The organism is Pseudomonas sp. FG86, from assembly GCF_057808775.1.
The window spans coordinates 85,768-111,681 of sequence record NZ_JBMDIS010000006.1 but is presented as its reverse complement, the minus strand read 5'-3'; the positions used below and the strand labels follow the sequence as shown (position 1 = coordinate 111,681).

Sequence of the window (25,914 nt, the reverse complement as noted above, 5' to 3'; positions counted from 1 at the left end):
CAATCTCCGAAAGTGAGGAGGGATGGCAAACCATCCAGGACACAACCGACCGAGGACGGACGGAAAAAATAGCCGCCCGGTAGAACCAGGCGCTCTAAAAACAGGCGTCAGTATCGCGATGGTTTATGACGGCGCAGTGGCGAAGTAATGTCATCTACATGACAAATTATTTAAGAAGGAACTATTGGCATGCGGCCTTGTCCGGCGATTTGAGGGTGTACTGGGTCCGGCGATAAGCGATACTCGCCAGGCTTTCACGCCCTGAAGTAGTGAGGATGCCGATGCCGTTGCAACGCCTGCCAAGCCTGTCCGAAACCGCCCCTCAGACCTGGGATGCCCTGGTGCCGCACGCCCAACCGTTCGTGCGTCATGCGTTCCTGAGTGCGCTGGAGGACAGCGGTAGCGTCGGCCCCCATTCCGGCTGGCAACCGGAGCATCTGTTGCACTGGGAGGGCGATCGGCTGGTCGCGGCGTTACCCGGCTATCGCAAATGGCACTCCTACGGCGAGTACGTGTTCGATCACGGCTGGGCGGATGCCTGTGAGCGTGCCGGTATCGACTATTACCCCAAGCTGCTGACGGCCGTACCGTTCAGTCCGGTCAGCGGACCGCGCGTGTTGGCGGCCAATGCCGCCGACGCTTTTGAACTGCTCCGAAGCCTGCCGGGCTACCTGGAAATCGAGGGGCTCTCCGGCGCCCATATCAATTTCACCGATGCGTTGGCCGATGACGCCCTGGCCCAGCAGCCGGGCTGGATGCAGCGCCTGGGTTGTCAGTTTCACTGGCAGAACCGTGGCTATCGCGACTTCCAGGACTTTCTCGACGCCCTGAGTTCACGCAAGCGCAAACAGATGCGTAAGGAACGCGAACAGGTGGCGGGACAGGGCATTGAATTTGAGTGGCTACAAGGCCATGAACTGAGCGAAGCGCAATGGGATTTTGTCTATGCCTGCTACGCCAACACCTACGCCGTCAGACGCCAATCGCCCTACCTGACCCGCGCGTTTTTCAGCCTGCTCGCCGAGCGCATGCCCGAAGCTATCCGCGTGGTGCTGGCCAAGCAAGGCGCCCGCCCGGTGGCCATGGCGTTCAGCCTGGTCGGTGGCGACAGTTTCTACGGCCGCTACTGGGGCTGCCTGGCGGAGTTTGACCGCCTGCATTTCGAAACCTGTTTCTACCAGGGCATGGACTACGCCATCGCCCACGGCCTGCAACGTTTCGACGCCGGCGCCCAGGGCGAGCACAAGTTGATTCGCGGGTTTGAGCCGGTGATTACCCGGTCATGGCATTACTTGCGTCATCCGGGGTTGAAAAAAGCCGTTGAGGATTTCCTGGCGCGCGAGCGGGTGGGGATCCTGGCGTATGCCGAAGAGGCGAGGGCAGCCCTGCCTTACCGGCAGGGCTGAACCCGCGCGGCCTCAGGCCGGCTCCTCCTTGCCCAGCCATCGATAGGTAAAACCGCCGACCACCGCGCCGAGAATCGGCGCGAGCCAGAACATCCACAACTGCTGGATCGCCCACCCGCCCACGATCAGCGCCGGGCCCGTACTGCGGGCCGGGTTGACCGAGGTGTTGGTCACGGGGATGGAGATCAGGTGGATCAAGGTCAGGGCCAGGCCGATGGCGATCGGCGCGAGGCCCTTCGGGGCACGAGGGTCGGTGGCGCCAAGGATGATCAGCACGAACATCGTCGTCATCACTAACTCACAGACAAACCCCGCAGCCAATGAGTAGCCCCCCGGCGAATGCTCGGCATAGCCGTTGGAGGCCAGGCCCGACGCCAGTTCAAACCCTGGCTTGCCGCTGGCGATGAAGTACAGCAGCGCTGCGGCGACCGTGCCGCCAATTACCTGGGCCACGATGTAGGCCGGTAATTCCCTGGCCGGAAACCGCCCGCCCACCACCAGCCCCACCGATACCGCTGGGTTCAGGTGACAACCGCTGATGTGTCCGATGGCGACGGCCATGGTCAGCACCGTGAGCCCGAACGCCAGGGCTACACCCAACAACCCGATGCCGACGGCGGGAAACGCCGCGGCCAACACCGCACTCCCGCAACCGCCCAACACCAGCCAAAACGTGCCCAACCCTTCTGTGACTGAACGCTTGAACAAAGACATGCAACCCGTCCTTGATAGATCGCTCTACCGAATCAGTAAATCAGTGATGCTCCCTGCGGATTTACTTCAGCGCCCGCCTGGGCACTGCACTGAGTACAGCACGGTTCCGGCACAAATCCAGGGTACTCATGGGGGAGGGAGCAAGCTCCCTCCCTCCCACATTTTGAGTTGCGTAGGCCGGCAGTTTTCAATCGATACCGACAAACCCGCCAGTCTGGTGTTGCCACAACCGCGCATACAGCCCGCCATGGGCCAGCAGCTCGGCGTGGCTGCCGCTCTCGGCGATCTGGCCTTTCTCCAGCACCACCAGGCGATCCATGCGTGCGATGGTCGACAATCGGTGCGCAATCGCAATCACCGTCTTGCCTTGCATCAGGGTCTCCAGGCTTTCCTGGATGGCGGCTTCCACTTCCGAGTCCAGCGCCGACGTGGCTTCGTCCATGATCAGGATCGGCGCGTCCTTGAGCAGTACGCGGGCGATGGCAATCCGTTGCCGTTGGCCGCCGGAGAGTTTGACCCCGCGCTCACCCACGTGTGCATCCAGCCCGGTACGTCCTTCGGCATCCGACAGCAGCGGGATGAACTCATCGGCGCGCGCCTTGTGCACGGCGGCCCAGAGTTCTTCATCGGTCGCATCCGGTTTGCCATACAGCAGGTTGTCGCGGATCGAGCGGTGCAGCAGCGAGGTGTCCTGGGTGATCATGCCGATCTGTTCGCGCAGGGATTCCTGGGCAACCTCGGCGATGTCCTGGCCGTCGATCAGGATGCGCCCGCCCTGCAGGTCGTAGAGGCGCAGCAGCAGGTTGACCAGGGTCGATTTGCCCGCGCCGGACGGGCCGATCAGGCCGATTTTTTCCCCGGCCTTGATGGTCAGGTTCAGGCCGCCAATGATCCCGCTCTTCTTGCCATAGTGAAAATCCACCTGCTCGAAGCGCACTTCCCCATGGGGGACGCTCAGGCGCGGGGCGTTTTCGCGGTCGATCACCGCCAGTGGCTGGGCGATGGTTTTCAAGCCGTCCTGCACCATGCCGATGTTTTCGAAGATGCCGTTGACCACCCACATGATCCAGCCGGACATGTTGACGATACGAATCACCAGACCGGTCGCCAGCGCAATCGCGCCTACGGAAATCAGCGAGTGGGTCCACAACCACAGGGCCAGGCCAGTGGTGGTGACGATCAGCAGGCCGTTCATGGTGGTGATCACCACGTCCATGCTGGTCACCACGCGGCTGGCCAGTTGGGTTTTTTCGGTCTGCTCGATGAGCGCTTCCTTGGCGTATTGCTGCTCGTAATGGGTGTGAGCAAACAGCTTCAAGGTGGTGATGTTGGTGTAGCCGTCGACAATCCGGCCCATCAATTTGGAGCGCGCCTCGGAGGAAATCACCGAGCGCTCTTTCACCCTGGGCACGAAGTAGCGCAGCGCCAGGCTGTAGCAGACGATCCAGGTCACCAGCGGGATCATCAGGCGCCAGTCGGCTTCGGCAAACAACACCAGCGAGCTGATCGCATAGATCGCCACGTGCCAGATCGCATCCACCGCCGCGACAGCGGAGTCGCGCAGGGAGTTGCCGGTCTGCATGATGCGCTGGGCGATACGCCCGGCGAAGTCGTTCTGGAAAAAATTCAGGCTCTGCTTGAGCACGTAGCTGTGGTTCTGCCAGCGGATCAGGCTGGTCATGCCGGGGCTGATGGTCTGGTGCACCAGCAGGTCATGCAGGGCGCCGAAGATCGGGCGCAGCAGCAGGGCCACCACGGCCATCCAGATCAGCTCGGTGCTGTGCAACTGGAAGAAGTTCGCCGGGGGCGTCCCCTGGGCCAGGTCGATAATGCGGCTCAGGTAGCTGAACAGCGCGACCTCGATCAGCGCACCGATCAGGCCCACCACCAGCAGCGCGGCAAAACTCGGCCACACCTGGCGCAGGTAATAGAGATAGAAGGGCAGGACTTTATCGGGAGGGGCCGCGCTGGGGGCTTCGCGGAAGATGTCGATCAGTTGTTCAAAACGACGATAGAGCATTAGGGTTGACGCCCGCCTGGCGGGCTCTCCTGTTCAAATGCGCACGGTGCCTGGTGGGCACCGCACGGAACTACCTGCAGACCTCAGTCGATGCGCTTGGCCGACTTGATCAGGACAGGATCGATAGGCACGTTCTGCATGCCTTGCTTGGTGGTGGTCTGCGAGTTGACGATGATGTCGACCACATCCATGCCCTTGACTACCTTGGCGAACACGGCATAACCGGCGTCGCGACCTGGATCGAGGAAGGCATTGTCGGCGACGTTGATGAAGAATTGGCTGGTGGCCGAGTTCGGATCGTTGGTGCGCGCCATGGACAAGGTGCCACGTACGTTGTGCAAGCCATTGCTGGCTTCGTTCTTGATCGGCGCTTCGGTCGGTTTTTGCGACATCTGCTGGGTGAACCCGCCGCCCTGGACCATGAAGCCCGGGATCACGCGGTGGAAAATCGTGTTGGTGTAGAAGCCCTTGTCGACGTAGGCCAGGAAGTTTTTGGTACTGATCGGCGCCTTGACCGGGTCCAGTTCGATTTCAATGTCGCCATTGGTGGTGGTGATCAGTACGTGCGGCGCCTTGGCAGGCTCGGCCGCCATCAGGTTGGCAGCGAACAATACGGAACCGGCGAAGAAGGCGATTTTTTTCAGCATGGGTCAGTGATCCTGGGTAGTGGTTTCGACTGTCTTTAGAAAATCGAGCAACGTAGCGTTAAAGACTTCGGGTTGGTCCAAGGGCGTGGCATGGCGGGAATCCTCGATCACCACCAGCCGCGCATCGGGCAGCAGTTTTACATAGATTTCTTTCTGCGCCACGGGGGTGTAGTCGTGGTCGGCGCTGATGACCAGGGTTGGACAGGTAATCCTCGAAAGTCGTTCCTGTACGCCCCAGCCTACAATCGCGTCGAAGCTGGCGAGATAAGCACGTTTGTCGTTTTTTGCCCAGCGTTCGGCCATCTTGCGGCGCAGGTCGGCCTGGTGCGGTTTGGGGAACAGCCGGTCGCCGAGAGCCTTGCCGATCGTGGCCAGGCTGAGCACGCGCGCGAGGGTCCAGCGCTTGGCCCACTGCCAGTAATCATCGGCACTGCGAACCTTGACCTCGGGCGCGCTGTTGACGATGCACAGGCTCTTGACCAGGCCGGGCTCGTCCACCGCCAGCTGGAAGGCGATCATCCCCCCCATGGACAAGCCCACCACATGGGCGGGCGGCAGGTCCAGGTGTTCGATCAGGGCGAGCAGGTCGAAGGTAAAGCCCTGGATACTGTAGCGCTCTCGAGGTTTGTCGGAGCGCCCATGGCCGCGTACATCCACCACGATCAAGCGGTAATGCCTGGCCAGCACCGGGATCTGCAGCTCCCAATCCTGGCTGCTGGAGCCCAGGCCATGGATCAGGATCAGCGGCGTGCCGTGACCGTATTCCTCGTAATGCAGGTGGCAGCCTTCGTGGTCGAACCAGGCCATGCTTGAACTCCGTTTCAGGCTTGCTGCGGGGCGGCGAAAGGGGCGTCCAAGGGGGCCGTGTCAAACGTGCGCAGCAGCTCCACCAGGATCTGCGTGGCTGGGCCCAAGGGTTTGTCCTTGTTTGAATACAGGTAGAACGTCGGATGGCGGCTGCCGCCCTGTTCCAAGGGTAGCTGCTTGAGCACGCCTTCGGCGAGTTCGCGTTCGATCATGTGCCGGGGCAGCCAGGCAAAGCCCAGGCCGCTGCCGACAAAGGCGGCGGCGGTGGCCAGGCTGCCGACGGTCCAGCGCTGCTCGGCGCCGAGCCAGCCCACATCGCGCGGCTGCTGGCGACCGGAATCGCGGATCACCACTTGCATCTGGCTTTCCAGGTCCTGGAAGCTCAACTCGCGGTTCATGCGGTGCAAGGCATGCTCGGGATGGGCCACGGCGATGAACTCCACATCGCTCATTTCCGTGCCCAGGTAGCCGGGAATGCTGAAACTGCTGATCGCCAGGTCGGCCACGCCTTCCATCAACAGCTCTTCGACGCCCGACAGCACCTCCTCACGCAAGCGCACGCGACAACCGCGGCTTTGCGGCATAAAGGCCGTCAAGGCACGCACCAGGCGCGCATTCGGGTAGGCGGCATCGACCACCAGGCGCACTTCGGCCTCCCAGCCCTGTTCCATATGGTGGGCCAGGTCTTCCAGTTGACTGGCGTTTTTCACCAGTTGCCGGGAGCGGCGCAACAGCACTTCACCGGCCTCGGTCAGCACCGCCTTGCGCCCGTCGATGCGCAACATCGGAACGCCGAGTTGGTCTTGCATGCGGGCCACGGTGTAGCTCACCGAGGACTGCGAACGGTGCAGCGCTTCAGCCGCCTGGGCGAAGCCGCCATGGTCGACCACGGCTTGCAGCGTGCGCCATTGATCAAGGGTAACGCGGGGCGCTTTCAAGATGAGCTCCTCTTGTCCTAAGCTGGCGGTCCTTATTGGAGACTGCCGAATGAGAAAATTCTGTTGTGTGTTGCTGGCGCTGTTGCCGATGAGTGCCTTTGCCTACCCCATCGACGTGACTAAAAAAATCGACGGCGTGAGCATCGATTACACCGCCTCCGATGTGGACGGCGACATCAGCTCGATTCAATTGAATAACTACGGCACGAAGGACGCCGTGTGTTCGGTCACCTTTACCAACGGTCCGGAATCACCCCGTCGACGCACGGTCACGGTACCGGCGGGTAAAAGCACCAACACCACCGTCAAGTTCAACCGCGCGATCATCAAGATGCGGATCGCCCTGGCCTGCGCCCCGAAATAAAGCAGCAGCGGAGCGTCCCGACAGGAATACTCCGCTTATAAACAAATTTCTAGATGGTTTATAGCAGTTTTTTGCGCTTTTTTATCGAATTGGCTCTGTCTACTCTTCACTCCATCGCCTTACAGCAAATGCAGATGGAGCCTACGAAGCCATGTCCAATGTTCTGATCATCGAAAGCAGCGCCCGCCAACAGGATTCGATTTCCCGGCAACTGACCCAACAGTTCATCAGCCAATGGCAGGCCGCCCATCCGGCAGATCAGATCACGGTGCGTGACGTCGCCCTTGACCCGGTGCCGCACCTGGACGCCAACCTGCTCGGCGGTTGGATGAAACCTGCCGACCAGCGCAACCCCAGCGAACAGGCCTCCCTCGACCGTTCCAACGAATTGACCGATGAACTGCTCGCCGCCGACGTGCTGGTGATGGCGGCACCGATGTACAACTTTGCCATCCCCAGCACCCTCAAAGCCTGGCTGGACCACGTGTTGCGTGCGGGTGTGACCTTCAAGTACACCGCCACGGGCCCCCAAGGCCTGCTCACCGGTAAACGCGCCATCGTGTTGACCGCTCGCGGCGGTATCCATGCCGGCGCCAGCTCCGATCACCAGGAACCCTACCTGCACCAGGTCATGGCTTTTATCGGGATCCATGACGTCACCTTCATTCATGCCGAAGGCGTGAACCTGAGCAGTGACTTCCAGGAAAAGGGCATCAACCACGCCAAGGCGCTGCTGGCGCAGGTGGCTTGATCCTTTAATCGCCAGATAATCGCGCGGTGTTTATATCGCTCCACGCAAACCCTTCAAGTACGCGTAAGAACCTCCCTTTGCACTTGTTGCTCCTGAGTGCTCCTGCCCGACTGACGCTATAGCGAGGTCGGGTTTTTTTTGCCCCGAGTTTCGTCAAACGCCGAAAACCTTTAATGTCCCGCCCATTCGAAATGAGGCGCGCATGGGCTATCTACTGGTTGTCACCCTGATTCAGGCATTTTCCTTCAGCTTGATCGGCGAATACCTCGCCGGTCACGTCGACAGCTACTTCGCGGTGCTGGTGCGTGTGCTGCTGGCCGGGCTGGTCTTTATCCCGTTGACCCGCTGGCGCGCGGTGGAACCGGCCTTCATGCGCGGCATGCTGGTGATTGGCGCGCTGCAGTTTGGCGTGACCTACGTGTGCCTGTACCTGAGCTTTCGTGTGCTCACGGTGCCGGAGGTGCTGCTATTCACCATCCTCACCCCGTTGCATGTGACCCTGATCGAAGACGCGCTCAACCGCCGCTTCAATCCCTGGGCGCTGATCGCCGCCTTGGTGGCGGTGACGGGAGCGGCGGTGATCCGTTTCGACCAGATCACCCCGCACTTCCTCATGGGCTTCCTGTTGCTGCAACTGGCCAACTTCACCTACGCCGCCGGGCAGGTCATGTACAAGCACCTGGTGGCGCGCTACCCCAGCGACCTGCCGCACTATCGACGCTTCGGTTACTTCTACCTGGGCGCGTTGTTGGTGGTGCTGCCGGCGTTCCTGTTGTTCGGCAAAGCCAACTTCCTGCCGGAAGCGCCATTGCAATGGGGCGTGCTGGTGTTCCTCGGATTGGTCAGTACCGCCTTGGGCATGTATTGGTGGAACAAGGGGGCCTGCCTGGTCAACGGCGGCACCTTGGCGGTGATGAACAATTTGCATGTGCCGGTGGGGCTGCTGCTGAACCTGCTGATCTGGAACCAGCACGAGCCGCTGGGGCGGTTGGCGCTGGGTGGCCTGGTGATTCTGGGGGCGGTGTGGATCAGTCGGTTGGGGGCGCGCAAGGAGCCAGTGCTGCGCTGATCCCCCCAGGGGAGCGGGCTGTTGTGGAGAGCCCCAATGCCAGTCAGTCAAGGAGGAACTGTGGCGAGCAGGCTTGTTGCGGTGAGCGGGCTTGCCACAGGGGGTGGTGGGGCAGTTCGCTGCGCGGCAGCGCTAAGTCAGAAACTCCCACGGAGGATGCAGTGTTAACCCGAATGCTGTTCGATGGCGGGTAGATGACTGGCCCCCAACACCGCCGGCAACACCCCGGCACGCAAGTCATTCCCGCTGGGTTGTTGATAGAGACTCAACCCAAATTCCGGCAACACCGCCAGCAAGTAATCGAAGATATCCCCCTGGATCCGCTCGTAATCCGCCCACGCGGTGGTGCGGGTGAAGCAGTAGATTTCCAACGGCACACCCTGGGCGGTGGTTTGCATCTGGCGCACCATGCAGGTCATGTTCGGTTGGATGTCTGGGTGGCTTTTCAGGTAGGCCAGGGCGTATGCGCGGAAGGTGCCGAGGTTGGTCATGCGGCGACGGTTGGCCGACAGTTGCGCGCTGTGGCCCTGGGCTTCGTTCCAGGCCTTGAGTTCGGCCTGCTTGCGGCTGATGTAGTCGGTGAGCAGATGCACCTGGGTCATGCGCGTTTCTTCATCATCGCGCAGGAACCGCACACCGCTGGCATCGATGTACAGGCTGCGCTTGATGCGTCGCCCACCCGACGCCTGCATGCCGCGCCAGTTCTTGAACGACTCGGACATCAGGCGCCAGGTGGGGATGGAGACGATGGTTTTGTCGAAGTTCTGCACCTTGACGGTGTGCAGGGTGATATCGACCACATCGCCGTCGGCACCGACCTGCGGCATTTCGATCCAGTCGCCCACCCGCAGCATGTCGTTGCTGGTGAGCTGCACGCTGGCGACGAACGACAGCAGGGTGTCCTTGTACACCAACAGGATCACCGCCGACATGGCGCCCAGGCCCGACAGCAGCAGCAACGGCGAGCGGTCGATCAGGGTGGCGACGATGATGATCGCGGCAAAGACAAACAGCACCATCTTCGCCAGTTGCACATACCCCTTGATCGAGCGCGTGCGCGCATGTTCGGTACGGGCATAGATGTCGAGCAGGGCGTTGAGCAGGGCGCTCATGGCCAGCGTCATGAACAGGAGGGTGAATGCCAGCGCGACGTTGCCGATAAACAGGGTGGCGGTCTTGCTCAGGTCTGGCACCAGGTACAAGCCGAACTGGATCACCAGGGACGGCGTCAGCTGTGCCAGGCGATGGAAGACTTTGTTGTGCCGCAGATCGTTGAGCCAATGCAGGGGCGGTTGCCTGCCGAGCAGCTTGATGGCGTGAAGGATGAGGTAGCGCGCCACCCGGCCCAGTAACAGGGCCACCACCAGCAACACCAACATACCCAGGCCAGCATGCAACAACGGGTGTTGATCGAGGGCGCCCCAAAGGTCTTGGACGTTGAGCCAGAACTGTTTGATATCCATGGGTGAAACCGATTCTTCTGTAAGACAAGACGGGGCGATTAGAGCATTTAAGTGCAATAAAGTTGACGTTGTGGACAAACCAGCTGACAAAAAAGCGGCTGATTAGCGCCGTTCGCGTAAAGAGACTCGGTTTGGACGGCCGAAACCGGTACCCTATGCAGCTGATATTTTGTATTTCTTCGAGGTAGCACCCGTGTTTTCCCAATTCGCCCTGCACGAACGCCTGCTCAAAGCCGTGGCCGAGCTTAAATTTGTCGAGCCTACGCCTGTGCAAGCAGCGGCCATCCCGCTCGCGCTCCAAGGGCGTGACCTGCGGGTGACGGCTCAAACCGGGAGTGGCAAGACTGCCGCTTTCGTCCTGCCGATTCTTAACCGCCTGATCGGCCCGGCCAAAGTCCGCGTCAGCATCAAGACCCTGATCCTGCTGCCGACCCGCGAGCTGGCCCAGCAGACCCTGAAGGAAGTGGAGCGCTTCTCGCAATTCACCTTCATCAAGTCCGGCCTGATCACCGGTGGCGAAGACTTCAAGGTCCAGGCCGCCATGCTGCGCAAGGTGCCGGATATCCTGATCGGCACGCCGGGCCGCATGATCGAGCAGCTCAACGCTGGCAACCTCGACCTCAAGGAGGTCGAAGTGCTGGTGCTGGACGAAGCCGACCGCATGCTCGACATGGGCTTTGCCGACGACGTACAGCGCCTGGTGGGCGAGTGCGTCAATCGCCAGCAGACCATGCTGTTCTCCGCCACCACCGGTGGTTCGACCCTGCGCGACATGGTGGCCAAGGTCCTGAACAACCCTGAGCACCTGCAGGTCAACAACGTCAGCGACCTGAACGCGACCACGCGCCAGCAGATCATCACCGCTGACCACAATGTGCACAAAGAACAGATCCTCAACTGGCTGCTGGCCAATGAGACCTATCAGAAAGCCATTGTCTTCACGAATACCCGCGCTGCGGCCGATCGCATCTACGGTCGCCTGGTGGCGCAGGACTACAAGGCGTTCGTGCTGCACGGCGAGAAAGACCAGAAGGACCGCAAGCTGGCCATCGATCGCCTCAAGGCCGGCGGCGTGAAGATCCTGGTGGCCACCGACGTCGCCGCCCGCGGCCTGGACGTGGACGGCCTGGACATGGTCATCAACTTCGACATGCCCCGCAGCGGCGACGAATACGTGCACCGTATCGGTCGTACCGGGCGTGCGGGCAACGATGGCCTGGCGATCTCGCTGATCTGTCACGGCGACTGGAACCTGATGTCGAGCATCGAGCGCTACCTCAAGCAGTCGTTCGAGCGTCGCACCATCAAGGAAGTCAAAGGCACCTACACCGGACCGAAGAAGGTCAAGGCGTCGGGCAAGGCCGTTGGCGTGAAGAAGAAAAAAGTCGACGCCAAGGGCGACAAGAAAAAGGCCGGCGCCAAGTCGCCGACCAAGCGCAAGATCACCAACCGGCCGAAGACCGACAACCTGTCGCTCGTCAGCAAGGACGGCATGGCACCGCTCAAGCGCCGCAAGCCAGAAGCGCCGGCTGCCGAGTAAGGCAGGGGTGAAATAAAAAAACCGGACGTTGTCCGGTTTTTTTTGCCTTCAGTTTTTCGCCTTGGCGGCGGCCTCTTTCAATTCTTTGAGGCGGGCATCGATCAACTGGCACTTGTCGGGGAACTCCGCGCTCTGGGTATCCAGGTCCATTTTCTGCAACTCGTCGTTCATCTCCTTGGCCTTGGAGGGGTTCTGTTCGGTGAGTTTCGCCACTTCCTGCCCCAGCTGTTCGCGCTTGGCGGTCGCCTCGTCCGGCGTACAGGCCCAGGCGGGCAGGGCCGTGAGCAACGTGGCGGCAATGACCAGGTTCATCAGGGTTTTCATACTGGGACCTCCTTGGTGGTTATGTGCAGTTGAGGACGCGAACGTCTGGAAAGTTCAGAGAAATGACGCTCGTCCATTTGGCTGAACGGCCAGTGACGCGGCGTGTCACACCTTGAGACGGGCTCCCTTTCCATCGGCCCGCAGGAGGAATCAGGATGACGACTTACAACTGGGATTTGATCGAACGTCTGCTGCATGAAGTGCAGAACGGCGAGGGCAGCTTCGCCCCACGCAAGTACGCCGAAGAGGAAGCGGCCGAGAAGGCCACGGCGGGCGAGTCCACGGGCAACCTGGATGCGTTGAAAAAAACCGCTGCGGATTATGAAGCGCTGCTGTTCAAGCGCGGTTTTATTGAATCGCGACCTGAGGAAGAGGGCGGCAACGGCGAAAACTTTATCCTGACCGGGCTCGGCGCGCAGTTGCTGGCGCTGATCGACAGCTCTATTCCGGGCAATGATCACCCACGCCAAGTGCTGGATGAGCAGGCAGATGCGTTGGACCCGACGACCTTTGCTGAAGTGGCGTCCAAGGCACAGATCGCTTGAACCCCTCCATACCCGGCCCCTTCGCGCCGTCGGGTACGCCGCAGCTGTCAGATCGGTAATCTGCCGCTAAGGTTGCTGACAGCTGGCGCCGCCTAATCTGCAGCCATTCATCTCATGGACTTGAATCGGCATGCATTCCACTACCTCCAGACGAACCTTCGTCAAAGGCCTGGCCGCCGGCGGCTTGCTCGGTGGGCTCGGGCTATGGCGCCCGCCGGTTTGGGCGCTGAGCAATCCCGGCCACCCCACCGTGCTGACGGGCATCGAATTCGATCTGTTTATCGACCAGACGCCCGTCAACCTCAGCGGCCAACAGCGTACTGCGCTGACGATCAATGGCAGCCTGCCCGGCCCGCTGTTGCGCTGGCGCGAGGGCGACACCGTGACCCTGCGCGTGAAGAACCGGCTCAACGAACCTACCTCGATCCACTGGCACGGCATCCTTCTGCCGTCCACCATGGACGGCGTGCCCGGCCTCAGCTTTGAGGGGATCGAACCGGGTGGGGTGTATGTCTACCAGTTCAAGGTCAAGCAGCATGGTACCTATTGGTACCACAGCCATTCCGGGTTTCAGGAGCAACAGGGCGTGTACGGGCCTCTGGTCATCGATCCCAGGGAGCCGGAGCCGTTCAGTTACCAGCGCGACTACGTCGTCATGCTGTCGGACTGGACCGACGAAGACCCCGTCGCGCTGATGAAGACCCTCAAGAAACAGTCCGATTACTACAACCGGCACAAGCCCACGGTGGGCGATTTTATCAGCGATGCAGGCAAGCACGGCTGGTCGGCTACGGTCGCCGATCGGCTGATGTGGGCGCGCATGAAGATGAATCCTACCGACCTCGCGGACGTCAGCGGCGAGACCTACACCTACCTGCTCAACGGCCAGCCACCCGGTCGCAACTGGACCGGCTTGTTTGAGGCTGGGGAGAGAATTCGCCTGCGCTTTATCAACGGCTCGGCGATGACCTATTTCGATGTGCGCATTCCGGGGCTGAAGATGACCGTTATCGCCGCCGACGGCCAACCGGTGCAACCGGTCAGCGTCGACGAGTTCCGCATTGCCGTGGCTGAAACCTTTGATGTGCTGGTCGAGCCCACTGCCGCCGCCTACACGCTGTTTGCCCAGTCGATGGACCGTACGGGGTATGCCCGTGGCACGCTGGCCCGGCAGGCGGGGGCGGTGGCTTCAGTGCCGGCACTTGACGCGCGCCCTTGGATAACCATGGACGACATGGGCATGGGCGGCATGGACCACGGCGCCATGGGCGATATGCCGGATATGGAAGGCATGGACCACAGCGCCATGGGCTCAATGTCGATGCAGAGCCATCCGGCCAGCGAGCAGGACAACCCGCTGGTGGATATGCAGGCGATGAGCCCGATGCCCAAGCTCGACGACCCCGGCGTCGGCCTACGTAACAATGGCCGGCGCGTCCTGGCCTACGCCGACCTGCGCAGCACCTTCGAAGACCCCGATGGCCGTGATCCCACGCGTACGATCGAGTTGCACCTCACCGGGCATATGGAGAAGTTTGCCTGGTCATTCAATGGTGTGAAATTTTCCGCTGCCGAACCCTTGCAGCTGACCTATGGCGAGCGGGTGCGACTGGTACTGGTCAACGACACCATGATGAGCCACCCGATTCACCTGCATGGCCTGTGGAGCGACCTTGAAGATGAAAACGGCCAGTTCCAGGTGCGCAAACACACGATCGACATGCCACCGGGTACCCGGCGCAGTTACCGCGTGACGGCCGATGCTCTCGGCCGCTGGGCCTATCACTGCCACCTGCTGTACCACATGGAAATGGGCATGTTCCGTGAAGTTCGCGTGCATGAATGAGGAAGCGGGCATGAACCATCGTGTTATATCGCTGTGCATCACGTTTGCCACATTAACCTGCGGCTCGCTGGTGTTGGCGGATGAACTGCAGGGCATGAGCCCGGCGGCTTCGTCCGCACCCACCCAAAGCCGCACACCGATCCCGGTACTGACCGACGCCGATCGCGCAGCGGTCTATAACGCGCCTGGCGGGCACAGTGTGCACGACAGCGCGATTCATTCGATGCTGCTGATCAACCAGTTGGAATGGCAAGGCGCCGACGATGGCAGTGCGCTGAACTGGGATATCAAGGGCTGGGCCGGCGGTGATATCGACCGACTGTGGCTGCGCAGCGAAGGCGAACGCAGCGCCGGCCGCACTGACAGTGCCGAAGCCCAGGTTTTGTGGGGGCACGCCATCAGCCCTTGGTGGGACTTGGTTGGCGGTGTGCGGCAGGATTTCAAACCCGGTCACAGCCAGCGCTGGGCAGCCTTCGGCATCCAGGGCATGGCGCTCTACAACTTTGAGGCCGAGGCGACGCTGTTTGTTGGCGAGTCGGGCCGCACCGCGGCCCGGCTGGAAGGCGACTACGACATTCTGCTGACCAACCGCCTGATCCTGCAGCCGACCGCGGAACTCAACTTTTATGCGCAAAACGACCCGCAGCGCCGCGTGGGCTCAGGCCTTGCGGAAAGCGAATTGGGCCTGCGGTTGCGCTACGAGGTACGCCGAGAGTTTGCGCCTTACGTGGGGGTCAGTTGGAACCGCACCTATGGGCAGACAGCACAGTACGCCCGCGCGGAGGATGAAGACGTCAGCCAACTGCGCTGGCTGGTCGGTGTGCGCCTATGGTTTTGACACTTTCCCTATACCTATAACTCGCCGCCTTGAGCGGCCTGGAGCCTTGCATGTCTCTGTTGAAAACTGCGTTAGCGGGTGGTGCGCTGTGGGCCGGATTAATCCTCAGCCTGCCGGCCGCGGCCCATCCGAAATTGCTCTCGTCCATTCCAGCCGCTGGCACCCAGGGCACGCCGCCCGCGGTCATAGAGCTGCGCTTCTCGGAGAACCTGCTGACGCAGTTTTCCGGCGCCAAGCTGACCATGACCGATATGCCCGGCATGCCCAACTCGCCGATGCCGGTCAAGGCCAGTGTGGCAGCGAGCACCGATCCCAAAGTGATGTTGATCAAGCCGGCTTCCGTGCTGAGCACCGGTACCTATCGGGTTGACTGGCGCGCGGTGTCGTCCGATACGCACCCGATCACCGGTAACGTAGTATTCAGCGTTCAGCCATGAGTGAATTGAGCCAAGTCGCCCTGCGGTTTGCCCTCTATCTTGACCTGATGTTGTTGTTTGGCTTCGGGCTCTTTGGGCTTTACGGGCTGAACGCCTCGCAGCGCACGCTACTGAACTTCAAGAGGCTGATGGGGTGGACGGCGGGCCTGGGGGTGTTGTTGTCCGTGGCGTCGCTGCTGTCCATGACCCAGGCCATGAGTGGCGCCAGCGATTGGCAGGCGTTATGGCCACATTTGCAGATGATGCTCTGGCAGACCGACCTGGGTGTGGCCTGGTGCCTGCGTATCGTGGCGCTGGTCCTGGCAGGGTGTACTACCCGCTTGCTGCCGGCCACGGTGTTGGGGGGCGTCGCGCTCGTGACACTGGTATGGAGTGGGCACGGCGTGATGCACGAAGGGATGCTGGGCGCGTGGCACATCATCAGCGACGCGGCACATCTGCTGGCTGCGGGAGGTTGGGTCGGGGCGTTGGCGGCGTTTGGGCTGTTGTTGAGGCGCGCATTGTTTCGGGACCGTTATCGCGTCGAGGTGTTGGCCGGGGCACTTGCAGGGTTTGAGCGTATCGGCGCGGGATTCGTCGCGGTGCTGATCGTCACCGGTGGGGTCAATTATCTGTTGGTGGTGGGGCCGAACCTGGACGGCATCAACGGCAGTGTCTACGCGATCCTGTTGGGCCTGAAGCTCGGCGTTTTTAGCTTGATGCTGGGGCTGGCGGCACTCAATCGTTTCCATCTGGTTCCGTTTCTGCAACGGTCCCTGGCGGCGGGCGACACTGCCGCTGCGGGCCGCGTGCTGCGGCGCAGCATGGCCCTGGAGTTCGGCGCGGTGGTATTGATCCTGGGGCTGGTGGCTTGGCTGGGAACCTTGGCGCCGGGTTAGGGTTGCACGCTTTTCAGGCACTTGAGCGCCTGGAAGTCACTGCGGACCTTGTCGATTTTTTGCGAGAGTTTCAGCCGTTGCTGCACTGTGCTTTCAGCCGTCAGATCCACGAGCAGGCTACGGGCAGCTGTTTCAGTCTGGGCGTAGGCGACGCGATACTCTGGAGTCCATAGGCTTTCGCGGTTCACCAGCAATTGCTCGATTTTCTGCGGGAAATCGGCGCCGTCACGGTGTTGCACCGCTTCGATAAATTGCGCCTGCCAGCGGGCGCGGTTGCCGATCCACTGCTGGTTCTGTTCACCCAGGTCGATTGACCAGGTCATCACGCGGTTCTGCTGGCTGGCGCTGAGCGGGCCCATCCAGGTCTCCAGGCGCTTGTTCATGCGCTCGGCGCGTTCCTTGATCTGCTGGGGGAGGGGCGGCTTGAGGTATTCGTCCTGGCGTTTGCGCAGGTCTTTGGCCAGGGCTTGGTTCATGTCCTTGACCTGTTGGTCGTCCAGGCCTTGAAGCAATTGGATCGCTGACGGGGTGACCTGTTGCGCAATCTCGGCAATCGCCTGCTTGGCTTCGACGGTGCGGGTCTGTAGTGCGGCGTCGGTGACCTGGTGGTTGTCGACCATCTGTTGCAGGCGGTCGAGCCAATCCAGATAACCCGGCAGTTGTGTGGTGCAGTGCCAGGCCAGGTGTTCCTTGAGTGTGTCGTTGAACCAGGTCTTTTGCCCGGGGGTCATGTCCAGGTAGTCACTGAGGGTCCAGGGGATGATGACGTCGAGATTACGGTAGGCCAGGCCCACGCGATTGCAGCCGGCGAGCACCAGGCTCAGGGCCAGCAATACCAGCAGAAGTTTGAGCCGTTGCAGCATGGGCGGGTCCTTGCGCGGGAGGGGGTTAGTGCATGTGAACCCGCGGCAGGCACCACAGTTCAGCCCATCAATAAAACGACCGCGCGGCCTTCAAGGTCAACAGGCCATCGCATTGCGAATTGTGTCCGGAGTAGGCCGAGCAATCGCTGCCGGTGAGGCTGGAGCCGCTGTAGATCAGGTCAAGGTCAATGCCTTTCCAGGCGCGGGAAAACTGCACCGACCAGTCGCTGAAACTGCTGATGGAACCGCCTTCCACCGACGCTGGCGTGCCCAGTTGATGGGTGGTGTACTTCATGCTGACACCAATGCCGAAAGGCTGGGTGCCGCTGAGGTCGGCAAACAGCGTGCTGTCCTGGCGGTCGGGGTCGTTGCTGAAGGATGCACCGAAGCGGTTGCCCAACAGATTCAGGCCACCGTAGAACTCCTGGCTGTTCATGGGGCTGAGCGTGGGGTAGCTGTAGTGGATCAGCCCGACTTCGTAGCCGAGGGTCTGGTCGAAAGGATGTTTGAAGCCCATGTAGGAATCGACCTCGAGGTTGCTGGTCGATGACAGGCCCATGTTCGGGGAAAACTGGCCGATGTACAGGCCGCTGTCGTGACTGAGGTCCAGGCCGCCATGGAATGAATCACTGCCGGGCGATGTCGGCTTGACCAGGCCCTGGGCCATGCTGCGGCTGGGGGTGGTGCCCAATTTAAGGTCGAAGTCGCCCAATTCGCGCTGGAAGATCTGCGCTTGGGCAAGCGGGCTGGCGGCCAAGGCACTGACCAGGAAAATGCAGGTTTTGAGCATGCTTCACTCCATGAAAAGCGAGGAGCAGTGACGGAAAAAACGGGCAGATGCCCGTGCTAGACGTGTGCAAGCATACCGGCGAATGCCAGGCGATGAGTCCCGTTCGTCGATTAACGTATTAGAGGATCAGGCAGGCGGGTATCTCGGGCTCTAGTCCTAGCGCCTTGAAGGCAAGACGCTTAGGGACCAGGTGCGTTGCGCGGGGGGTTACTTCTTGCCCAGGCTGATTTGCTTGGACGGGCCGAAAGTCTGGCCGCTCACGCCCTTGGCAATCTGCTGGATTTCACCACCGGATTTGAGGAACGCAGCAATCTGGCTGTTGATCGATTCGCTGGTTTCAACGGCGGGAGCTGGCTTTGCTTTGCTGTTGGATGCTTTTACGCGCATGGCGGCCACTAACCTGTAGAAAATTAACTTGGCCAGGCATCGTACAGGAAATACTTGACAATTGCTTGGTAAATATCCCCTTGGAATTATAAGTGGGCTGGAAAACCAGCTGGTTTTAACTTTGCAATAAGCGCCTAACTGACTGTTTTAACTCGTAACGCTGGGGGTGAAATGGCCGTTGTGCCGTGGAGCAATCGAGCCGTTTGATCTGACGAGCGGGGCGCTGCCAGTAGAACGCCATGCCAGCCGCGATTTTTCAGGCGCGCGCGCGTGCTGCACGCAACTCGGGTAGAATGCCGCCCACGCAATGAGGGTATTGGAAATGGCTTTAGTCGGGCGCTACAACAGCTTGCAAGTGGTTAAACACACTAACTTTGGTTTGTACTTGGATGGTGCGCAAGATGGTGAAATCCTCTTGCCTAATCGTTACATCCCCAAAGATATTCCCAGTGAAGATGAAGACTGGCTTAACGTTTTCATCTATCTGGACAGCGATGACAAACTTATCGCCACCACCGAAAAACCGAAAGTTCAAGTCGGCGAATTTGCCAGTTTGAAAGTCGTCGAAGTCAACAGTATTGGTGTGTTCCTTGATTGGGGCTTGCCCAAGGACCTGTTGCTGCCGTATTCGGAAGAAAAGCGCCAGTTGAGCGCCGGTGAATATTGCGTGGTGCACGTCTACCTCGATAAGCACACCAAGCGCATCACGGCGACTGCACGCCTGGATCGTTACCTGGACAAGACGCCGGCCAACTACCAGGTGGGCCAGGAGGTCGATCTGCTGGTGGCCGAAGCCACCGACATGGGTTTCAAGGCGATTATCAACAACAAGCACTGGGGCTTGATTCACAAGAACGAAGTGTTCAAGTTCCTGCGCCCGGGCAAGGAAGAGAAGGGCTTTATCAAGGAGATCCGCGCCGATGGCAATATCAGCCTGAGCCTGCAGCCGGTTGGCCAGGAAGCGGCCTCCAGCCTGAACTCGAAGATCCTCGCCAAGTTGCGTGAAAACAACGGCAGCCTGCCGGTCAGCGACAAGAGCGACCCGGCGGTGATCAGCAACTTGTTTGGCGTGAGCAAGGGCAACTTCAAGAAAGCCATTGGTGCACTCTACAAGCAGGGCCAGATTGTGATTCACGCGGATCGCATTGAACTAAGCTGAGTTCGCTTGGCTCTCTGGTAGGAGCGAGCGTGCTCGCGAAAAAGGTACATCCGACGCAGCGATGCGCTTGGAATACATTCGCGAGCAAGCTCGCTCCTACAGAGGTTGTATCAATGTCCAAGACGTCTGTCTTCGCCTACCTCGGCACCTTGTTCGCCTTTCTGGTGCTCGACGGCCTCTGGCTCGGCGTCCTCATGGGCCCGACCTACAAATCCCTGCTGGGCCCGCTGATGCTTGATCAGCCTCGCCTGTTGCCCGCCGTGCTGTTCTATCTCCTGTACGCCATCGGTTGCGTGGTCTTGGTGGTCCTTCCCAGCGCAAGCTGGCAACGCGCGGCGCGCCTGGGTGCTTTGCTCGGCCTGGCGGCCTATGGCACCTATGACCTGAGCAATTGGGCCACGCTGCAAGGCTGGTCGGCCGGCTTGGCGGTGATGGACATGGCGTGGGGCACTCTTCTGACCGCGGCGTGCTGCACGGTCGGGCACTTGTGTGCACATCGAGTGCACCGGTGATTGTGTACAGGATTTATGTGCACCGTTGCTGAGCGTCTTGCCGGCCTCTAGCCAAGCATAAATACCTTTGCAATCCGCGCTGCAGGGGGATTGTGTGCTATTGGCACGCATTCTGCTGACTCTATCGTATACAAACCATGCCGCCTCCCGTATGCATCCCGTTACGGCAGCGCAGGCCGGTATTTCGAGGAGCCCAGCGATGACCGAACAATTGCCCAAAGGCTACAGCCCACGCCTGTATAACCAGGACCTGGGCCCGCAGCCGCAGAAGTGGACCTGGTACAACATCTTCGCGTTCTGGATGAGCGACGTGCACAGCGTCGGCGGCTATGTATTCGCCGCCAGCCTGTTCGCCCTCGGGTTAGCCAGTTGGCAGGTGTTAATCGCCTTGCTCGCGGGTATTTGCATCGTGCAATTGATTGCCAACCTGGTGGCCAAGCCCAGTCAGCAAGCAGCGGTGCCTTATCCGGTCATCTGCCGGCTGGCGTTTGGCGTGTTCGGTGCGAATATTCCTGCGGTGATTCGCGGCCTGATCGCCGTGGCGTGGTATGGCATTCAGACTTATCTGGCGTCCAGTGCCCTGATCATTGTGGTGCTGCGCTTTTTCCCGCAGATGGCCGTGTATGCAGAGCCGCACTTCGCAGGCCTGTCCTACCTTGGCTGGTTGGGTTTTCTGAGCCTGTGGGTGCTGCAGGCGGCCGTGTTCTGGGCTGGCATGGAATCCATCCGCCGTTTTATCGACTGGGCCGGGCCGGTGGTCTACGCGGTGATGTTCGTCCTGGCGGGTTGGATTGTGTGGAAGGCGGGTTGGGCGAATATCAGCTTTACCCTGTCGGAGAAATCCCTGTCGGGCTGGCAGGCGTTTGGCCAGATCATTGTGGCGACGGCGCTGGTGGTCTCGTATTTCTCCGGGCCGACCCTGAATTTCGGCGACTTCAGCCGCTACTGCCGCAGTATGCATGATGTGCGGCGCGGTAACTTCTGGGGGTTGCCGGTGAATTTCCTGGCGTTCTCCCTGGTCACCGTGGTGATCGTCTCGGGCACCTTGCCGGTGTTTGGCGAAATGCTGCATGACCCGATCGCCACCGTGTCGCGAATCGACAACAGCATGGCCGTGTTGCTGGGGGCCTTTGCCTTTGTGACGGCGACCATTGGCATCAACATCGTTGCCAACTTCGTGTCCCCGGCCTTTGACTTTGCCAACGTCGCGCCAAGCAAGATCAGCTGGCGTGCCGGCGGGATGATCGCGGCGGTGGCGTCGATCTTCATTACGCCGTGGAACTTGTTCAATAACCCGCTGATGATCCACTACACCCTCGACATCCTCGCGGCATTCATCGGGCCGCTGTTCGGGATTCTGCTGGTGGACTTCTACCTGATCAAAAAGCAGAAGATCGATGTGGATGCGCTGTTCGATGACAGCCCCAGCGGGCGCTATTACTTCGACGGCGGTGTGAATTGGACAGCGGTCAAGGCCCTGTTGCCCGCGACGCTGGTGGGTGTCGCGATCACTTTTACCCCGGCCTTGCAGGGCATGGCCAACTTCGCCTGGTTTACCGGCTGCTTCCTGGGTGGGCTGTTTTTCCTGGTGCTGGCGCGGCGTGAGCAGGTTCGTGCGCCGGCACCGTTGGTCGCGGGCTGACCAACACCCCTCCCGCCACTAACAGGCCTGCACCGGCGATCAGCAACGCGGGTTGCAGGCCACCGCTCAGGTGGCTGCTCACCGACGCCAGCAACGGCCCACTCAATTGGCCGATGGCAAAGCTGGCGGTCAGCAGCCCGGTGTTGCGCCGATAGCCGTGGTGTGCAACGTCCCGCAGGCGCGCCATCACCAACTGCATGCAGGCCAGGAAGGGCCCGCCGCACAGCAACACCCCCAGCGCCAGACCCCAACCGTTACCCAGCAGGCAGGCAAATACGCCGGCCGCTTGCAGCCACAACGTGCTCATCAGCCAGCGGCGGGTGGTGTCTGGGTCCTTGCGCCGCAGGCTTGCGACCACCACGCCAATCGCCGCCGCCAAACCAAAGCAGGGCCAGAACAGATCGGCCTGCCAGGCGCCCTTGAGTTGCGCGCTGGCCATCTGTGACAGGAACGTCGCCGGAATGATGTAGCCCAGGCCGAACAACACATAGATCCAGCACAGGTGGGTAATGCTGCCATTGCTGGCTGTGTCGGCGTGGCTTGCAACAGGTGCAGTGACGGCGGACGGCTGGGGCAAGCATGGCAAGATTGCCAGCAGCATCACCAGCGCCACGACGCCATAGACCAGCCACAACGTTGCAGAGCTTTGGCCCAACAGGTTGGAGCCCAACGCCAGCAATCCGGTCAACAGAATCCCTAGCCCTGGCGCGGCGAACACCAGCGCCCCCAGGCGTGCACGTCCAGCGGCAATCGCCAGTGGCTGGCTCAGGCTGGTGATCATCACCAATACCCAGGCACTTGCAACGCCGGTACCGAAGCGCAACAGCAGGTGCGGCCAGAACCCATGGGCCCAGTACGAGGCCAGGGTCAGCAGCACGCACAACCACAGCCCGCCATACAGGCGACCGCGCACATGGTGATGGCTGCGGGCGAAGATCGAGTCCACCGCTCCCACGAAGTAACCCAGGTAATTGGCGGCGGCGATCAGCCCGGCGCCGGTCAGGTCGATCTGGCCTTCGCTGAGCAGATGGGGCATTTGCGGGGTGAGGGCGAAGCGGCCAATGCCCATGGCCATCATCAGGGCGATAAAGCTGGCGAGTAAGCGGATCAGCGCAGACATGGGCAGGCGTCCTGGACGAAAGCGAATGCCTGTAGGCTAAAGCGGATTGACTTTCTGTAAAAATGAATAATAGTGAGTAACTTGTTCAGTTTTGGAGAAAGGTGTGGAGTTCAGTCAATTGCGCATTTTCCAAGCCGTGGCGGAAGAGGGCTCCATCACCCGCGCTGCCGAGCGCCTGCACCGTGTGCCATCGAACCTGTCGACCCGGCTCAGGCAGATGGAAGAACAGCTCGGCGTCGAGCTGTTTGTGCGCGAACGCCAGCGTTTGCAGCTTTCTCCGGCGGGCAAGGTGTTGCTGGACTACAGCACCCGTCTGCTGGCGCTGCGCGATGAAGCCCATGGCGCCGTGCAAGGCGGGCAACCGGCCGGCGACTTTGTACTGGGCAGCATGTACAGCACGGCGGCGGTGCACTTGCCGAAGCTGTTGGCGCGTTATCACAAGGCGTACCCGATGGTGAACTTGCAGGTGCAATCGGCGCCCAGCGGTGAATTGCTCGAAGGGTTGATTACCGGTCGCCTGGATGCTGCTTTTGTGGACGGGCCCATCACCATCGCCTCGTTGGACGGCTTAGCCCTGTGCGAAGAACGCCTGGTGCTGATATGCGAAGCCGATCACCCGCCGGTGCGCGGCCCCCAGGACGTTGCTGGCCGTTCGGTGTTCACTTTCCGACGCAGCTGCGCCTATCGCACGCGCCTGGAAACCTGGTTTTCCCACGAGCACGTCGCCATGGGCCGGGCGATTGAGATCGAGTCTTACCAGGGCATGCTCGCCTGCGTCATCGCCGGTTCTGGTGTGGCCTTGATGTCTGAATCCATGCTCGACAGCCTGCCGGGCAAGGACGGTGTGTCCGTTCATCCGTTGACAGGGCATTTTGCCACTGCGACCACCTGGCTGATGTGGCGAAAGGGTATGCTCGGCGCTAACCTCAATGCATGGATCGACCTGCAGCAAGAGGGCAAGGCCGAGTCCCTGCCAGGCACGCGCGCGATTGCTTGAGCGATCCGTCAGGATTGGGATCGATTCGGTAATAGTTCGTTGTGGTTTCGTTCAAGCAATACGTAGGACTTCGGGCTACTATCAGTGTAGGAAAGGGCGACAGAATTTGCGCCTACCCGCATTACCCTCAAAGGGGGCAACCATGAAAGAGAAAATCCAAAATTGGCTCCACGACCTCGGCGTTGCACTGGGCTTGATCGAGCCACCGCTGCAACCGGTGCCGATTCGTACCGATGACGAGCAGCGTCGTCCTCGTCGCAGATAATCTCCGGTCGAAGCAGGATTCAAGGTGGGAGCGGGCTTGCTCGCGAAGGCAGTGTGCGAGTCGATGAAAGGTTGACTGACACAAAGCCATTGCGAGCAAGGCCGCTCCCACCGTTTTTTTGCGCCAGGCAAAAAAACGGGTGCGACATCCGACGTCGCACCCGCTGAAGAAACCTCGATTAATCGTGCAGCGAATCAGGCTACCCGAGCCGCTGCCGTCTCCGGCTGGCGCGACAACAAACTCACCAGCACAAAGCTCACCAACGCCACCGCCAGGCTGTAATAGATCGGCGTGTTTGCGTCCAACCCATCCTTGAACATGAACACCAACGCGGTGACAAATCCCAGGGTCATGGACGTGATCGCCCCGGATGTGGTCGCCCGCTTCCAGAAGATCGCCCCAATCAATGGGATCAGCATGCCGCCCACCAACAAGTTGTAGGCCAGGGTCAGGGCACTGATCACATCGTTCACCACCAGGGCGATGCCGAGCACAGCGACACCGGTCAACATCGTGAATAGACGGTTGATGTTCAAACTCGACTGTTTACCACCACGCAACCGAGGCAGCAGGTCTTCGGTCAATACGGTGGACGCAGCCAGCAAGCCCGCGCTGGCGGTGGACATCATCGCCGCCAGTGCCGCCGCAATCACCAGCCCGCGAATCCCATCCGGCAGCGACGCTTTGACGATCGCCGCAAACGCGTTATTGACGTTATCCAGATCCGGGATCAGCACGTGCGCCGCCATGCCGATCAAGGCACACGCCAGGCCATAGAGGATGCAATAGAAACCAGCGAAAGTGCCTGCGTACTGGGCGACCTTTTCGTCCCGGGCGGTGAACACCCGCTGCCAGATGTCCTGGCCAATCAGGATGCCGAAGAAGTAGATCATGAAGTAGGTGATGATCGTGTCCCAGCCGATCGCGGTGAAGCTGAAGCTCGATGCTGGCAGCTTGGCCACCAGCTCATCCCAGCCGCCCACGCGGTACAGGCAGATCGGCAGCAGGATAAACATCAGGCCGACGGTCTTGATCACGAACTGCACGATGTCGGTGAGGGTCAGCGACCACATGCCGCCGATGGTCGAATACACCACGACCACGCCACCGCCTAACACCACCGAGATCCAGAACGGCAGGCCAAACAGCACTTGCAGCACCGTGCCGATGGCCAGGATCGAGGTCACGCCGATCATCAACGCGTAGGCCAGCATGATCACCGCGCTCGCCTGGCGAGCCATGGGGTTGTAGCGTTTTTCCAGGACCTGGGTCACGGTGAAGATCTTCAGCTTCAACAGCGGCTTGGCCAAAAACAGGTTCAGCGCAATGATCCCCATGCCCAATGCGGCACACAGCCAGAAGCCAGAAATGCCGTGCACATAGCCCAGGCGCACGGTACCGACGGTGGACGCGCCGCCCAGTACCGTGGCGGCCATGGTGCCCATGTACAGCGATGGCCCCAGGTTACGCCCGGCCACCAGGTAGTCTTCGTGAGTCTTGGCGCGGCGCATGCCGTAGTAGCCGAGCACAAGCATGCCGGCGGCGTAGATGAGTACGACGAATAGATCCAAAGCCATGACAGCGGGTCTCCG

Annotated in this window: 27 protein-coding genes; 15 read left to right on the top strand and 12 right to left on the bottom strand. The window is 60.7% G+C overall.

Annotated elements, in window-relative coordinates; translation table 11 throughout:
• The first annotated feature begins 281 nt into the window (after positions 1-281).
• Positions 282-1,406: a GNAT family N-acetyltransferase gene (locus ACODSV_RS06115; protein WP_150054403.1), complete on the top strand. Its 1,125-nt coding sequence runs from the start codon at positions 282-284 to the stop codon at positions 1,404-1,406.
• A 12-nt stretch (positions 1,407-1,418) separates the two neighbouring features.
• Here the strand turns inward: ACODSV_RS06115 and aqpZ are convergent, their stop codons facing one another.
• The 5 genes from aqpZ to ACODSV_RS06090 form a co-directional block, all read right to left on the bottom strand.
• Positions 1,419-2,120, bottom strand: coding sequence for an aquaporin Z (gene aqpZ / locus ACODSV_RS06110; protein WP_024076810.1), 702 nt, complete (start codon positions 2,118-2,120; stop codon positions 1,419-1,421).
• Between the two features lie 187 nt (positions 2,121-2,307).
• Positions 2,308-4,140: an ABC transporter ATP-binding protein gene (locus ACODSV_RS06105; RefSeq protein ID WP_024076809.1), complete on the bottom strand. Its 1,833-nt coding sequence runs from the start codon at positions 4,138-4,140 to the stop codon at positions 2,308-2,310.
• A gap of 83 nt (positions 4,141-4,223) precedes the next feature.
• Positions 4,224-4,787, bottom strand: a complete 564-nt coding sequence (locus ACODSV_RS06100; RefSeq protein WP_003210708.1) for a peptidylprolyl isomerase A — start codon at positions 4,785-4,787, stop codon at positions 4,224-4,226.
• 3 nt (positions 4,788-4,790) lie between these two features.
• Positions 4,791-5,594 carry an alpha/beta fold hydrolase gene (locus tag ACODSV_RS06095; protein ID WP_150054401.1) on the bottom strand — a complete coding sequence of 268 codons (804 nt, stop codon included), beginning with the start codon at positions 5,592-5,594 and terminating at the stop codon, positions 4,791-4,793.
• Positions 5,595-5,608: 14 nt separating this feature from the next.
• A complete protein-coding gene (locus ACODSV_RS06090) occupies positions 5,609-6,532 on the bottom strand; it encodes a LysR family transcriptional regulator (protein WP_024076807.1) in 924 nt (307 codons plus the stop codon).
• Between the two features lie 49 nt (positions 6,533-6,581).
• Between ACODSV_RS06090 and ACODSV_RS06085 the strand changes: the two genes are divergently transcribed.
• The 3 genes from ACODSV_RS06085 to ACODSV_RS06075 all read left to right on the top strand — a co-directional run bounded on the left by ACODSV_RS06085 (position 6,582) and on the right by ACODSV_RS06075 (position 8,716).
• Positions 6,582-6,896 (top strand): 3-phosphoglycerate kinase, encoded by a 315-nt coding sequence (locus ACODSV_RS06085; RefSeq protein ID WP_024076806.1) that lies wholly within the window; start codon positions 6,582-6,584, stop codon positions 6,894-6,896.
• A gap of 151 nt (positions 6,897-7,047) precedes the next feature.
• Positions 7,048-7,647 (top strand): FMN-dependent NADH-azoreductase, encoded by a 600-nt coding sequence (locus ACODSV_RS06080; RefSeq protein WP_150054400.1) that lies wholly within the window; start codon positions 7,048-7,050, stop codon positions 7,645-7,647.
• A 202-nt stretch (positions 7,648-7,849) separates the two neighbouring features.
• Entirely contained in the window at positions 7,850-8,716 is an 867-nt protein-coding gene (locus ACODSV_RS06075) for a carboxylate/amino acid/amine transporter (RefSeq protein WP_150054399.1), read from the top strand.
• A 164-nt stretch (positions 8,717-8,880) separates the two neighbouring features.
• Here ACODSV_RS06075 and ACODSV_RS06070 read toward each other — a convergent pair whose 3' ends face one another.
• Positions 8,881-10,179: a mechanosensitive ion channel family protein gene (locus ACODSV_RS06070; RefSeq protein ID WP_024076803.1), complete on the bottom strand. Its 1,299-nt coding sequence runs from the start codon at positions 10,177-10,179 to the stop codon at positions 8,881-8,883.
• A gap of 193 nt (positions 10,180-10,372) precedes the next feature.
• Here ACODSV_RS06070 and ACODSV_RS06065 point away from each other — a divergent pair, with 193 nt between their 5' ends.
• On the top strand, positions 10,373-11,719 hold the full coding sequence (locus tag ACODSV_RS06065) for a DEAD/DEAH box helicase (protein WP_041160994.1): 1,347 nt from the start codon (positions 10,373-10,375) through the stop codon (positions 11,717-11,719).
• A gap of 48 nt (positions 11,720-11,767) precedes the next feature.
• Here ACODSV_RS06065 and ACODSV_RS06060 read toward each other — a convergent pair whose 3' ends face one another.
• On the bottom strand, positions 11,768-12,043 hold the full coding sequence (locus ACODSV_RS06060) for a hypothetical protein (RefSeq protein ID WP_024076801.1): 276 nt from the start codon (positions 12,041-12,043) through the stop codon (positions 11,768-11,770).
• Positions 12,044-12,198: 155 nt separating this feature from the next.
• Here ACODSV_RS06060 and ACODSV_RS06055 point away from each other — a divergent pair, with 155 nt between their 5' ends.
• The 5 genes from ACODSV_RS06055 (at position 12,199) to copD (ending at position 16,587) form a co-directional block, all read left to right on the top strand.
• Entirely contained in the window at positions 12,199-12,588 is a 390-nt protein-coding gene (locus ACODSV_RS06055; protein WP_150054865.1) for a transcriptional regulator, read from the top strand.
• 130 nt (positions 12,589-12,718) lie between these two features.
• Positions 12,719-14,434, top strand: a complete 1,716-nt coding sequence (locus ACODSV_RS06050) for a copper resistance system multicopper oxidase (protein ID WP_150095243.1) — start codon at positions 12,719-12,721, stop codon at positions 14,432-14,434.
• Positions 14,435-14,444: 10 nt separating this feature from the next.
• Positions 14,445-15,272, top strand: coding sequence for a copper resistance protein B (locus ACODSV_RS06045; protein WP_102623545.1), 828 nt, complete (start codon positions 14,445-14,447; stop codon positions 15,270-15,272).
• Between the two features lie 50 nt (positions 15,273-15,322).
• Positions 15,323-15,709, top strand: coding sequence for a copper homeostasis periplasmic binding protein CopC (gene copC / locus ACODSV_RS06040; protein WP_069076818.1), 387 nt, complete (start codon positions 15,323-15,325; stop codon positions 15,707-15,709).
• On the top strand, positions 15,706-16,587 hold the full coding sequence (gene copD / locus ACODSV_RS06035) for a copper homeostasis membrane protein CopD (RefSeq protein ID WP_069076819.1): 882 nt from the start codon (positions 15,706-15,708) through the stop codon (positions 16,585-16,587). Before copC ends, copD begins: the two co-directional genes overlap by 4 nt.
• Here the strand turns inward: copD and ACODSV_RS06030 are convergent.
• The 3 genes from ACODSV_RS06030 to ACODSV_RS06020 all read right to left on the bottom strand — a co-directional run bounded on the left by ACODSV_RS06030 (position 16,584) and on the right by ACODSV_RS06020 (position 18,627).
• The gene (locus ACODSV_RS06030; RefSeq protein ID WP_024076795.1) at positions 16,584-17,450 is read right to left on the bottom strand and encodes a DUF6279 family lipoprotein; all 867 of its coding nucleotides are present in this window, start codon (positions 17,448-17,450) and stop codon (positions 16,584-16,586) included. The two genes, copD and ACODSV_RS06030, sit on opposite strands and share 4 nt — an antisense overlap.
• A gap of 67 nt (positions 17,451-17,517) precedes the next feature.
• The gene (locus ACODSV_RS06025) at positions 17,518-18,240 is read right to left on the bottom strand and encodes a TorF family putative porin (RefSeq protein ID WP_150054863.1); all 723 of its coding nucleotides are present in this window, start codon (positions 18,238-18,240) and stop codon (positions 17,518-17,520) included.
• Positions 18,241-18,447: 207 nt separating this feature from the next.
• Positions 18,448-18,627 (bottom strand): hypothetical protein, encoded by a 180-nt coding sequence (locus ACODSV_RS06020; RefSeq protein WP_003193095.1) that lies wholly within the window; start codon positions 18,625-18,627, stop codon positions 18,448-18,450.
• Positions 18,628-18,949: 322 nt separating this feature from the next.
• Between ACODSV_RS06020 and ACODSV_RS06015 the strand changes: the two genes are divergently transcribed.
• The 3 genes from ACODSV_RS06015 (at position 18,950) to ACODSV_RS06005 (ending at position 21,940) form a co-directional block, all read left to right on the top strand.
• Entirely contained in the window at positions 18,950-19,786 is an 837-nt protein-coding gene (locus ACODSV_RS06015; protein WP_010208634.1) for a CvfB family protein, read from the top strand.
• A 113-nt stretch (positions 19,787-19,899) separates the two neighbouring features.
• Positions 19,900-20,298 (top strand): DUF2177 family protein, encoded by a 399-nt coding sequence (locus ACODSV_RS06010; RefSeq protein ID WP_150055402.1) that lies wholly within the window; start codon positions 19,900-19,902, stop codon positions 20,296-20,298.
• 199 nt (positions 20,299-20,497) lie between these two features.
• Entirely contained in the window at positions 20,498-21,940 is a 1,443-nt protein-coding gene (locus ACODSV_RS06005; RefSeq protein ID WP_150055401.1) for an NCS1 family nucleobase:cation symporter-1, read from the top strand.
• Here ACODSV_RS06005 and ACODSV_RS06000 read toward each other — a convergent pair.
• A complete protein-coding gene (locus ACODSV_RS06000; RefSeq protein ID WP_150095271.1) occupies positions 21,852-23,060 on the bottom strand; it encodes an MFS transporter in 1,209 nt (402 codons plus the stop codon). The genes ACODSV_RS06005 and ACODSV_RS06000 overlap by 89 nt on opposite strands.
• A gap of 103 nt (positions 23,061-23,163) precedes the next feature.
• Between ACODSV_RS06000 and ptrR the strand changes: the two genes are divergently transcribed.
• Both ptrR and ACODSV_RS05990 read left to right on the top strand, forming a co-directional pair.
• On the top strand, positions 23,164-24,057 hold the full coding sequence (gene ptrR, locus ACODSV_RS05995) for a putrescine utilization regulator PtrR (RefSeq protein ID WP_150055399.1): 894 nt from the start codon (positions 23,164-23,166) through the stop codon (positions 24,055-24,057).
• 142 nt (positions 24,058-24,199) lie between these two features.
• A complete protein-coding gene (locus ACODSV_RS05990; protein ID WP_003193089.1) occupies positions 24,200-24,322 on the top strand; it encodes a PA1414 family protein in 123 nt (40 codons plus the stop codon).
• 194 nt (positions 24,323-24,516) lie between these two features.
• Here ACODSV_RS05990 and ACODSV_RS05985 read toward each other — a convergent pair whose 3' ends face one another.
• Entirely contained in the window at positions 24,517-25,899 is a 1,383-nt protein-coding gene (locus ACODSV_RS05985) for a sodium:solute symporter family protein (RefSeq protein WP_150095270.1), read from the bottom strand.
• Between the last annotated feature and the right edge of the window lie 15 nt (positions 25,900-25,914).